The sequence below is a fragment of the Shewanella vaxholmensis genome, from assembly GCF_031932135.1.
Classification (GTDB): Bacteria; Pseudomonadota; Gammaproteobacteria; order Enterobacterales; family Shewanellaceae; genus Shewanella; species Shewanella hafniensis.
This window is the reverse complement of the sequence record NZ_JAUOEV010000005.1, coordinates 98,553-111,409: the sequence shown is the minus strand read 5'-3', so window position 1 is coordinate 111,409 and position 12,857 is coordinate 98,553. Positions and strand designations below refer to the sequence as shown.

The window sequence follows — 12,857 nt, the reverse complement described above, 5'->3', positions numbered from 1 at the left end:
TCAATAGAAATTGCTATTAACTGAACTCTGGAACCAGCTAAACTAAAATTATTAAATTTCCTCTATAGCACAAATACAAAAAATCATGCTGTTCTCCACCATAACAAGACCGTAAAAATAAGGTATCATCAGTGCCAATTATTATACATATAAAAATAGCCTCTGAGAGGCTATTTTTTCAAAATTATTTGATCGTCATACCGACTTAGAACTTTAGATTCGCTCTCACAAAGAAATATCGTCCTAAAACATCGTATGTGAATGGGTCTGTATTCGCATCATTATTGCCAGTGAAATACAATGGATCTTTATCAAATATATTGTTCACACCACCAGAAACTCTTAACGACTTAGTAAGATCATAAGAAGCTGATATGTCATTATAAACAATGCTATCTACACTAGGGGCGTAACACTTAGTAGTGTCTTTTCTACAAGAGAATGAATCCATCCCATCAATATAACGAACTTCGTATGTTGCACTCCAATCATTAGCACTAGCAGTTAAGCTGAAGTTTGATTTGAATTTTGCATACGCTCCAGATTTAGCAGTGATAAAACCACGATAATCAACTGGATTTCCATCTGGATCATACTCAACATAGTCGCTCAATATCGAAGAGTCTAAACCTGCCTTCCAATCTAGACCCAAAGCGGAAAATACATAAGCTACATTTATATCAAAGCCTGATGTATTGGTTTCGCCTAAGTTCTGCAAACCATTATCAAACTTAATACGGCCCGTATTATCCATTTGGATATGAGATGATTGACATAACGCAGAGCCAGTATTAATCAAACCGCCGTTAGCACCTAAACAATTGTCGGCAACATAACCGGGATCAACAGATGTAATAGTATTTGTAATTGCAATATCATAATAATCTACGGTTAGTGATAATCCATCAACATAACTTGGTGAATAAACAAAACCTACGGTCTTTATATCAGCTTCCTCAGGAGTTAACAATGGATTGCCACCCACAGTAACTTCTGCCTGAGTCTGAGAACTAGCAGGATGAGTAATTTGTTCAAACGATGGTTGTTTTCCACCAAAAAGCTCACTTACCGTTGGAGCTCTAAATGCCGTTGACAAGTTACCACGAAGCATTAAGTCATCATATACTTGCCAAGTTAATCCCAGTTTCCAAGTGGTATCTTCACCAAATGTATTATAGTTGAAATAACGCATAGCAGCGCTTAGGTCAACTTGTTGAGCAAGTGGTAATTCACTTAGTAAAGGAATAGCTAATTCTACATACAACTCATTGACACTGAACTCACCATCTGTGGGCTCAACTCTCGGATCATTAGCCAGTCCTTGTGCTGTTAATGAATCCGGCGTAAAATGCGCTGCCTCTTTCCGGTTTTCATAGCCGGCAGCAAATCCTAGGGTACCTGCAGGCAAATCCATAATATCGCCGGTCAAGGTTGCGGCTAAAATATCAAGTTCACTGCCACCACTATTTAATTCAGTATAGATATACGGCTTAATATTTTCCCCTATCCAAGATGACTGTAAAAAGGGGTCAAAATCACCTGACAAAACTGCGTCATTGATAGAACCTAAATTATGTAAATTAGCAGTTGTATCTACTGAATCATTTCGACCTTTATTGTACGAAGCGTCCCAACTCCAACCATTCTCCAATTCACCTTCAAACCCAACTACAATCCGAAGTGTATCAACAGTTTGAGCAAAATCACGAGTTCCTGACTCAACAACTCGACGACCATAACTTACGCCTTCACCTGGTTGAACGTAAGGAAGTAAATCATCAGTCATCCAACCACCAGAACTCTTAGGTTTATACTCCCATGGAGAATTATTCCATACTGGTTGTGGAGCCATTTGTTGCTCAGACCAACGCTTGCTGTACATTGCTTCAGTAAAAAATCTTAATGAATCATTTATCTCATAAGTACCAGCAAGACTTAAATTGATCCGTTCCATCGGTGTAGATAAATAACTGTCTTTAGCGTAATTATATCCGTCAGCGGCATCAGCATAATCATGATATGTTCCACCTAGGCCACTTAGGTTTGCCTCACTTTTGCCATCAAAATAATTGAACATTGGTTTGCCATCTGGACCAGTTACATATTTACCATAGTAACCCGAGTCTCCAACTTGATATTCTCCATCAGGTCCAGAAGGTGTAATTTGGAAATTAGGATCCCCCCATACATGACCCCCTTCTGAGTAAGAACTACCGACACAAACCAGTGATAATTTACCGTTAACCTTACTCTCTGCGATAGGACAATCTGAAAAACCTCTATCAGCTTGGCTGGCTTCGCCACGTTTAGTGTATTGAGCATTAACAACAATATTACCTTTTTCAAACGTGTTACCCAGAGTGAAATCTAGACTAGTTTCATCTGCATCACCCCGAGCTGAAATCCCAGTTTGAGCGTTAAGCTCTAAACCATCAAAATCACGTTTCAATATAATGTTCACTACACCAGCAATAGCGTCAGTACCGTATACGGCAGAGGCACCATCTTTCAACACTTCAACACGCTGAATCATAGATACTGGAATAGTATTTAGATCAACTGTCGAAGCTGCGCCAGTACCTGACGCTATCATGCGACGTCCATTAACTAAAATAAGGGTGCGAGACTCACCTAATCCACGCAAATTAATGCGAGAGTTTCCGCCTGAACCATTATTAATCGCTGCATTGGTCATAGCACCACCTGCAGACGTCATTTTTTGCAGGACATCATCAATCGATGTAGCACCTGAAGCGATAATAGCAGAAGCATCAATAACGCTAACAGGACTAGAAGTTTCCATGTCGGTTCGTTTAATTCTCGAACCCGTTACTTGAATCCTTTCTACTTTTTCAGCACCATCTTCAGCGGCCGAAGCAACGGGAATTGTTAAAGCACTCGCAGCTATGCTGCCTACTAAGGCAACACGTACTGAGTTGGCCAAAAAGTTATTTTTATTCATTGTCAATCTCCCTGAAATATACCTATATATCCTAATTATTTTTATAAACAGAAATGGAAATACAGAAAAAATTATTTAATCTGAATTTCTCATCGGCCACAATAAAACATGAAAAACACTTTACATCAACAAATTTCACAACAAAACAACACATATAAGCAATAGGAAGTAAATAAAGGAAAATCATGCTTAGATGCCGTTTTGATTTTTTCAGTTAAAATAAAAAATCAATACTTCGAAAGTACTATTTTACACATGAGTTGCCGTACCATTGATATTCAAACACACTTATGTAAAAAATTTAGATTAATGAGCATCAAAACTGTTTACTATGCCGGATGAGTATATTTATTAAACATAACACTATTACAACCACTGAATCACCCACTCCTAAACCTAAATAATTTAAATGGCAATTTAAATTATAACCTTACTTATCTACAATAAAAAATTTCCATAAATAAATAACTGTAAATTAATATTTAGTTAATCATAAGAACAACATAATATGACCCTCAAAAATATATCCAAACTATTTAAACCGCACTAGAATAATAAGATACCCGAGCGGCGCACTGTAGGATCCCCTCATAATTCATAGCCCCAACAACCATGAGTTAATGAGAGTTGGGCTAGTTTCTTCGCAGCACAAAGCAAATCATCTGCTGATATGGGATAATCATGCCCTCGCCGCAGCAGTTCTTTGCCCATCCTGATTGTTGATAGCACATTCCTTTTCTTTACTGTGTTTGCTTGGAAGTGCCGCTGTAATTGCTGTGTTTCCCCGTATAATCCTACCCACCAAAATGCCAGTTGCACCAATAACGCTATCAATAGCAGTATGTCCATCCTCACCGCATAACGTGTTCTGCTATGACGTAAACCAAAGCCATAAGCGGGACTTTTTAAATCTCTAAAGGTTTCTTCTATTTGCATCCGCTTTTGGTAAATATTAACCAGTTTTTGAGGCGACATGGCTTCCATGGTCAAGTTAGTCACCAGTGCCCAAGGCTCTTTGGCGGTCAACTCATACGTCCATTGCGCCGTATGGTGACAGTCTGTTGTCGTACTTAGCTGACCTTTTCTGCCTTTACTTGGGGCCCTGAACAATACCATCTCACATAACAAAGGTTTCTTTACCGATAACGCCACCCGCCCAACATGTTTTGCGCGACGACGGGCTTGGGGATAAAGCGCTTTTAGTGAAAATTGGCGACCGAAAGGATGCGGCCGATAGACACTCAATCCTCTAACGCGACCCAGCCAATACCAACCGAGCTGCTCGACTTTTCGAAACCATGGATTACGAAAGCCCGCGTCAGTGACTATCAGCGGGGTGATGTTGTCAGGTAATACTTTTCTGAGTTCATTAAGAAACTGATTATGGGCGGTTTGAGTGCCTTGCAGCACTAACGAAAATGTTCGTTCGTAGAGCGTGATAGAGCGACCTTTGATAGCGATAGAGGCGCGTAGCGCAATAAGCTCACGACCTTCACGCATATCTGACCAATCCACCAATATTGTCGGCATCGTATGTGCTGTTAGCAACCACTTTGCATGCCACTGATAAACAGCCATTCTTTCATGGTGAAGATGCGGGTTGCCCAACAATCTATCCATGCGTTTTATTGAGTGCTTAGTATGAGTGCTGGTGCCATCAATGTGCCGCCCTAAATGCGTTAGAGTGAGGCAATCCGCATTGATAAGTGCTCGGCAAGCAACCATGAGGGTATTGAGTCGCTTTTGATGGATTTCTGGACAATGTTGATAGAGAGATTGATGTAAGATAGTTAACACTTGCACCTTGAAGCCCTGTGATTGGTGTTTGTTCGCACTTCCATCTGATCACACTTCAAGGTGTAAGTTCACTCCAATCTAATGATTTATATGTAAATCATCAGGGGATTCTTCAGAGCGGCGCATAGAGGCCCTACTTTCATTGCTGCAACTCGATTGGAGTCTAGGGCAGATTCCCCATGTATTGAGTCTTGTAAAAGAGCCCGGATTTATCGCTACATAGCGCGTACTAAACGCAATGGCGACAACATTAGAGCGTAAGGCACTGTTTTATTTTATAAAAAATATAAACCAAAAGTCAGCGGAAGATGTGATGAGAGCCACAATCGAGCTGTTGATGCCGTACAAGGCGCATGTGTTAACGATACTACGGATAATAGCCGAGAGTTTGCGAACCATGAAGAGATAGCAAACACACTAGCTGCTAAGGTGTATTTTGCGCATCCTTATCGTTCTTGTTAATAATAAACAACTCAAAAAATATGCAAAAAAGCCAGTCATTGCTGACTGGCTTTTTGGTAATATCTGAAAAGGTTCTTACTTTAAAGAACCTTGAAAATTAGAGTGTGTAACGGATACCGATTGCTACGCCATCAGATTCAGAAAGTGCCATTCTGGCTTCTTGGTCTTTATCTGCGCTGGTGAAATCGCTGTAATCTTTACGTGCTTCTATGTACAGAACTGTGTTTGGATCCCATACAAAGTGCAATCCGACCACAACAAACTGACGTTTAAATTCATCGTTTGGATCAGCATTGAAGTTAGGCTGGATGACATAGTCTTTACCCGCATCAAGCACGTTGTAAGAAATGAATGGACGCAGGCCATTGTCAAACTTGTAAGAAACTAAACTTTCAATACCATAGGCATCTTTGATCAAACGACCAATATTATCAGTGTCATGGTTTTCTTGTCTGTTAAAGTTCGCTGCGGCATATAAACCATCGTTATCGAAGTTACCCCAAGTGATGCCAGCACCATAGATAACATCGATAGCAGTTCTTTGCTCACCATTACCAAAACTCACATCAAACTCACCACGGTTAACACCCGCAGTTAACGTCAACATATCTGTGGCTTTATAGGTCAGTGCGCCACCATAAGTATAATTGTATTCTACTTGTTGAGCTGCTTTATCACCGCTTTCCCAGTTCGCTTGACACTGAGCTTGTGAAATATCATCCGTTGTATCACAGGTATAGAAGCTGCTGTTTTTTAACTGCGCTTGAACTGCGAAGCTAACATCGCCAAAGGCATTGCGATACTGGACCGTTTTATCACCACGACCCACGCCGTTTACCGCGCCGTCATCTTTGTTATAAGTGTAAACACCTGCAGTGTTGCCGTCCCACACAAAACCGTAGTTAGTGTTGTAAACGACATCGTACCAAGCGCCCCACTGCTTACCGATAGTCAGTGTTCCATAAGTGTCGTGGGACAGACCAGCGTAACCTAAACGGTTATAGAAGAACTCTTCTTGAACAGATTCGAAGCGATTGTTATAGACAATATCGCTATTACCAACTGGATTCACACCCCATTCCAATTTAGCAAAGGCTTTCCAACCGTCAGTCAACTCACGATTAAAACCAAAATTAATGCGAGATGCGCCGTTAACAACCTCTGTTTCCCCTTGAGTGTTGATCACGCGTGCATCAATAAAACCACCGATTTCTACGGCATTTTTATTATCTTTATAGATCTCGATAGCTGAGACTGATGGTACTAAAAACATGGCTGCAAGCGCAGTTGCTACTAACGTCTTGTTCATTTGGTGCTTAACCTTTTTTTGTTTATGTTTTGCCAACGTCATTCCGTTGTTATATTTCCTTACAATTTCCACTTAAAGGGTAGCAAATTTTCAATATCCCCTCAAAGCGAAACCTAAAGAATATGTCGATTAACATCACAAAAACAAACCAGTTAACCTCTACAAAACAGGTTAAAACGCTACATTCGCCACCTATAGCAACACACAAAGAACATTAAAAACACTATATTAACAGCAACTGCTTTGACGCAATATCCATGTAGTTTAGTTTCATTATCGAAAATACCGGCTCTGCAATAGGGCCAATTTGCTTATCAATGTAGTATTGGTAATCAATTGGTGACGTTCTGTACAGTAAGGGTTCCGGTCCATTTACAGTAATCAGGTAGTCAATTTGCGCCCCACGCTTGCCAAAAGTGGTGTCACCTGTTAAGTCGCATAGTTGCCGGGCGACTTTAACATGTGGTGAAGATTTAGCCGTGTAATCTTCGATATTGCGCCGCATGCGTTTACGAAATACCAAATCATTATCCAACTGACCATCAAGCAATTTTTCAAACACGCTGGCTAAATAAACACTGATATCCCTTTGGTTAAACATTCGCTCATAGAGTGACTCTTGGACTTTGCGCGCTAAGGGACTCCAATCACTGCGCACTTGTTCCATACCTTTAAAGATAAGCTCAAGTTCATCGCTCGCATTGCGCCACGCGCCAACATAACGCTTTTTACTGCCTTCTAATGAGCCTCTTAAGGTTGGCATAAAGAACTGCTCGTAATGCCGTTCAAACTGTAACTCGAGAAAACTCTCAACTTGGTGATCAGCACAGATCTTAGCCTGCCACTTAGCATTGATATCCTGCGCCAGACTGTTACCCAAGGCGTTAATGTCTGAGAGATCAGGCTCGCTGCCAAGCCTGACAAAGGTCGAATCCGTATCGCCATAAATCACTTGATAGCCCATCTCTTCTATCCATGCGCGGGTTTGTTTCATGATTTGATGGCCGCGCATCGTGATCGAACTTGCTAACTTTGCATCGTGGAACACGCAGCCTTGAGAACCTAAAACCCCATACAGCGAGTTCATGATAATTTTTATCGCTTGCGATAACGGCGCATTATGTTCACGCTTGGCCTTTTCTCGCTGCTCAGATAAGGTTTGGATAAGCTTAGGTAAAATAGGCTGTTGCCGACTGAAACGGCCACCGAGAAACCCCGCAACACAGTCAGACTCCGGCAACTGCAAGCCTTCAATCAATCCCTTAGGATCGATCAAAAAGGTGCGAATAATGGAGGGATACAGACTTTTAAAATCGAACACTAAGATGTGTTTATAGAGACCCGGCACAGAATCCATCACGTAGCCGCCAGGACTTTCAATGCCATCACTGGCAGGCTCTGCTGGAGCGACATAACCCGCTCGATGTAAATGCGGTAAATACAAATGATTAAACGCCGCCACCGAAGCCCCTACTCGCCCAAGTTCTAAACCAGTCAGTTCGGCACGCGCGAGGGCAAAATCCCACAATTGAGTGTGAGTAAAAATATCCCACACTAGGCGGCTATCGGTAAGATTGTAATGCGCTAAGGCTTGTTTATCGGTCTTAAACAGCTGGTCAATTTCTTCAACGCGATTATCGACGTTATGAATGGCCTTGCCTTCACCTAATAATTGCCGCGACACAAATTCAAGCGAGAAACGCTCAAAGTGATAAAAAGCCGCCTTAAGCCAATCGATACCATCGAGTACCACACGGCCCGGTAAGACTAAGGTTTCTGGGCGAAATTTATTATCAACCTTCCAATCGAGCATAGCGCCACCGCGGCCAATGGTGAGTGGAATACGGTGTAATAATGCACGGCGTGACAATAGCGCGAGATCGAAACTCACCACTGACCAACCGATAATAAAATCAGGATCAAACTCATGGAACCACGCGATTAATCGATGAATAAGTGCAGCTTCATCGACCACCCATTCAATATACTCGGGGGCGTTTGATTCAGCTTCGCCCACCATGATCACTTTTTCATAAGTCTGCTTGAGGCTGCCTTGCCCCTCGGCTTGGCTACTGTCTTGACCATATAGCGCAACCGAATAGAGTAACCCCTCAAAGCTGCATTCAAAATCCAGTGAAATACAGCGTAAATTCACCGCCATCAAGGGAGCAATACTCTTTGCCCGCTCGGCGATAAACACGGGCAGCGAGTTAGCCACAAGACTGTCGCTAGTCGGCGCGTGTATGTTACTCGTCGCAGAGAAATGCCCTAAAAATGCCACATCCAGCGCCACAAACCGCTCGATTAAATAACGCTGTTCGGGTCGAATATCGGCTTCAAATAAGGGGATGTCGGCATCTTTAGCGATGCGCTGTAAGGTACGCATGCTGTTGCTCGATTTGGCATAAACACCACTGACAGCGCCGCCTTTAAAGCTTTTGAGTGCTAATGGCACAAACCGCAATGCTTGACCCGGCGTTTGTAACTGTAGAGCCGCCACATCCGTTTGATGGCAAAAACAAATGTGTTCAGTACCTTGCACTTCCACCAGCACAGGGCCTTGGGCGGTAGCCAGATAATACTGCAACACTAAACTCCCATGACGATGAATCGCATGGCGTGTTAAGACTCGACCTTGTACACTAACGGCCGCGGCAGCCTCTGGCTTCATCGCATGGGTTCCCAAATCGCATAGCTTGTCAATTTAGATGGTTCCTCAATTTAAATGCCGCCAAATGGCAGAAAAGTTTCTTAGGCTATGCAATCACTGTTATTATGTACAGCATTAATTCGATAAAGTAGTGACGCATGTTACCTGACAATGTAAAAACCCAGATCCGCGCCATCTATAAAGATATCGCTACCGCCTTGCCTAATTTTAGGCCGCGCCGCGAACAAAACTATATGGTGGCGGAAATCTCTAAGACCCTCGCCGGCGACTATGACAAAGATAGACGCATTATCGTGGTCGAAGCAGGGACAGGTATCGGTAAATCATTGTCTTATATTCTCGGTACCATTCCACTGGCATTAGCGAGCAAGAAAAAAGTCTGTATCGCCACCGCGACCGTCGCCCTGCAAGAACAGTTACTGCATAAAGACTTGCCCTTCTTCCTTGAGCAATCTGGCTTAAATTTCCGCTTTGGCCTAGTCAAAGGTCGACAACGTTATGTGTGTCTATCGAAACTGGCGATGCTCATCGGTGACGACAACAGTACACAAATGGCCATGTGGCAAACTAAGCCTGACAACAGCCAAGTAGCTATGATGCATGGCCTGTTAAAAGACTATAACGAAGGTCGCTGGAATGGCGAAATCGATACCTTAGCCGTACCGCTGCCCGATCACCTGTGGCAACAAATCGCCTGCGACAAACACAGCTGTCATCGTCAAGTCGCCAGCCACAGAAATTGCCCGTTCCATAAAGCCCGTGAAGATGTCGATACCTGGGATGTACTCATTGCCAACCACAGCTTGTTATTCGCCGACTTAGAGCTCGGTGGCGGCGTGATTTTGCCCGATCCCGAAGACGTGTTTTATGTTATCGATGAGGCACATCACTTACCGATTGTGGCGCGGGATTTCTCCAGTGCTCAGGCCACGCTGAGGGGCGCCTGCGACTGGCTCGAAAAAATTGGTAAAACCTGCGCTAAGTTGCAAAACCAAATAAAGAGCAACAACATTATTGCTCCTGCGCAGGCGATGCAGGATCACTTAGGCGATCTTATCAGCCAGCTCAATCAAGTGGCCCACTACTGCGATACCCAGACCAAACACTTTGCCAATCCTGAAAACCGTCTGCGTTTTGAGCACGGCAAACTGCCTGACTCATTACTTATTCTGGCCGAAAACCTTGCTGTGACCTCTAATCTTGCCCTCAAACAGTTTAATAAAATGCTGTCGCTGTTGGCAGAGGCGATTAAAGATGGCGACATTCCTAAACATCAATCCGAAGCACTATTGGCCGAAACCGGTTTTATGCTGCAAAGGCTCGAGAATCTACAAAAATTGTGGAAGATGATGGCCAAGGAAGATAAACATAAAGGTGCCCCTATGGCGCGCTGGGTCGAGCTAATCACAGGTAAGCAAGTCGATTATCTGTTTAGCGCCTCGCCCATTGAAGTCGGCTTTATGCTGGAATCCATGCTGTGGCAAAAGGCCGCGGGCGTAGTTTTATGTAGCGCCACGCTGCGCGCACTCAATAACTTTGACCATTTTGTGCATCAAGTCGGTTTATCACTCAACGATGGCAGTCGTTATTTAGCCTTACAATCGCCCTTCGATTATCCCAATAACGCGACACTTTATTTACCCAAAATGCGCACTGAGCCGACGGACGATGCCTATACGGCAGAACTTGCCGAGCAAATCATTACTCTAATTGAAGGAGAAATGGCTACCTTAGTGTTATTCGCCTCCTACTGGCAGATGGAAAAAGTGGTTGAATTACTTGAAGGTAAACTCACCACAGAACTGCTTATTCAAGGCAATGCGCCACGGCAACAGTTGCTCGAAAATCATAAAGCCAAGTGCGATAAAGGTGAACCGAGCATATTATTCGGCACCGGTAGTTTCTCCGAAGGCCTCGACTTACCCGGCGATTATCTGACGAACTTGATCGTCACTAAACTGCCCTTTGCGGTGCCAACCTCACCCGTTGAACAAGCCCATGCGGAATATGTCAAAGTCAAAGGCGGCAATCCCTTCTTGCAACTGACTATCCCAGATGCTTCACGTAAGCTTATTCAAAGTTGTGGTAGATTACTGCGTAAAGAGCAAGATTATGGCCGAGTCACCATTTTAGATAGGCGGTTAGTTACTAAACGCTATGGCAAGTCCTTGCTGGACGCCTTACCGCCCTTTAGACGTGTCATAGAGTAGGATTAAAATTTGGAATTGTTACTCGAGCCCAGTCATTGGGCCCTGTTGGCAGTTATAGGTCTTATCGCTGGATTCATCGATGCCGTCGTTGGCGGCGGTGGCCTTTTGTCGATCCCCGCACTGTTAACCTTAGGCATTGCACCGCACACAGTACTAGGCACCAATAAATTAGCCGCCAGTTTTGGCTCTTCAATGGCAGCTTGGACCTATTATCGCCAGCACCTCTTTAAACCCTCGTTTTGGTACATGGCTTTTATTGCCACCTTTATTGGCGCAGTCTTGGGCAGTTTTTTAGTCTATTTAGTCGATACCCAATGGCTCGAAAAAGTCCTGCCCTTGCTGATCATTGGCATTGCCATTTACAGTTTAGTCAGCCCCAATGCGATATCGGACGTTAACTGCCAAGCCCCAAGCAGCAAACCACCTGCTAAACAACAATGGCTACAGGGACTCGCTTTAGGCACTTATGATGGTTTTGCCGGCCCAGGCATAGGCGCATTTTGGACTGTCACATCCGGCTCTTTATACAAGCTGCCTCTACTACACAGTTGCGGCCTTGCCCGTGCAATGACCTTTACCAGCAACTTGACCGCATTGACTATCTTTGGCTGGCTTGGACAGGTAGAGTGGCAAATAGGTTTGTGGATGGGATTATGCATGATGTTAGGCTCATTTATCGGCGCCCGCTGCGCGATTAAATTTGGCATGCCCTTTATTCGTCCACTGTTTATTTTGATCGTGCTAATGATTGCAGCAAATTTGGCATGGAGCGCATGGTTGTGAACACCCAACAATTACTGGTGATGCTGAAAAATCAGCTCAAAGCCCTAGAGCAAGAAGTACTGCAGCACGATAATCGACTCGCGCCGCCGCAGCGTAAACTCCTGCAAGAAACGGAGCGCTTTAATCATTCGCTGTTTGTCCAACACGGCGCCCAACTCGGCCCCTGTATTGAACAAATTCGGAGCAGCATTATACAGCTCGAAAAACAAATTAAGCTCAAACTCGCCCCCCAGACGATTGCCCTGAGCTGTGAGCGGATCCAAGACAGATTCACCGCCGTCAAACGGGCCTTGCTGACGACCTCTATCGACATTAAGTCCAAGACTCAGCAACGTGCCAGTAGCCGCGCCCGTTTTGCTCAGCGTCAGAATCAGTCTCACCAAGCCAGTGGTTTCGATTGGATCGCCAATAACGTGATGCAAAATAGTCACGAGATCTATGAAGAATTGAACAAACACCTAAATTGGGCGAAAAAATTTGAACAAAAAATTGAAGAAATGGAATCAAAACTTGAAAACTGTCATAGTGCTGACAAAATAAAATTGCAAAATGACATCCTTTTGATGCATCGTCGTCTAGGAAAATGCAGGCAAGCTATTAGTTATATAGAAGATCGCATTCAAATATTCGAACGTCCGTATCAGAGTAATAATCGTTAAGGAG

7 protein-coding genes and 1 pseudogene are annotated in these 12,857 nt (G+C 43.6%); 4 read left to right on the top strand and 4 right to left on the bottom strand.

Features of this window, described 5'->3' with window-relative positions; all coding sequences use genetic code 11:
* Positions 1-205: 205 nt before the first annotated feature.
* Together Q4Q46_RS06735 and Q4Q46_RS06730 are read right to left on the bottom strand one after the other, a co-directional pair.
* Entirely contained in the window at positions 206-2,962 is a 2,757-nt protein-coding gene (locus Q4Q46_RS06735; RefSeq protein WP_311905563.1) for a TonB-dependent receptor, read from the bottom strand.
* A gap of 588 nt (positions 2,963-3,550) precedes the next feature.
* Complete coding sequence (locus Q4Q46_RS06730; protein WP_311905562.1) at positions 3,551-4,765, bottom strand: IS4 family transposase; 1,215 nt, start codon at positions 4,763-4,765, stop codon at positions 3,551-3,553.
* A 112-nt stretch (positions 4,766-4,877) separates the two neighbouring features.
* Here Q4Q46_RS06730 and Q4Q46_RS06725 point away from each other — a divergent pair.
* A pseudogene (locus Q4Q46_RS06725) lies at positions 4,878-5,218 on the top strand (transposase family protein); the annotation flags it as partial.
* Positions 5,219-5,318: 100 nt separating this feature from the next.
* Here Q4Q46_RS06725 and Q4Q46_RS06720 read toward each other — a convergent pair.
* A complete protein-coding gene (locus tag Q4Q46_RS06720; protein ID WP_106651806.1) occupies positions 5,319-6,530 on the bottom strand; it encodes a porin in 1,212 nt (403 codons plus the stop codon).
* Positions 6,531-6,753: 223 nt separating this feature from the next.
* Positions 6,754-9,201: a DNA polymerase II gene (locus Q4Q46_RS06715; protein WP_311905561.1), complete on the bottom strand. Its 2,448-nt coding sequence runs from the start codon at positions 9,199-9,201 to the stop codon at positions 6,754-6,756.
* A gap of 137 nt (positions 9,202-9,338) precedes the next feature.
* Here Q4Q46_RS06715 and dinG point away from each other — a divergent pair, with 137 nt between their 5' ends.
* The 3 genes from dinG to Q4Q46_RS06700 are packed head-to-tail and all read left to right on the top strand — an operon-like array spanning position 9,339 to position 12,853.
* Positions 9,339-11,411, top strand: coding sequence for an ATP-dependent DNA helicase DinG (gene dinG / locus Q4Q46_RS06710; protein ID WP_311905560.1), 2,073 nt, complete (start codon positions 9,339-9,341; stop codon positions 11,409-11,411).
* Between the two features lie 9 nt (positions 11,412-11,420).
* Complete coding sequence (locus tag Q4Q46_RS06705) at positions 11,421-12,194, top strand: sulfite exporter TauE/SafE family protein (protein ID WP_106650157.1); 774 nt, start codon at positions 11,421-11,423, stop codon at positions 12,192-12,194.
* Positions 12,185-12,853 carry a primosomal replication protein gene (locus Q4Q46_RS06700; RefSeq protein WP_264175268.1) on the top strand — a complete coding sequence of 223 codons (669 nt, stop codon included), beginning with the start codon at positions 12,185-12,187 and terminating at the stop codon, positions 12,851-12,853. Before Q4Q46_RS06705 ends, Q4Q46_RS06700 begins: the two co-directional genes overlap by 10 nt.
* The last annotated feature ends 4 nt before the right edge of the window (positions 12,854-12,857 follow it).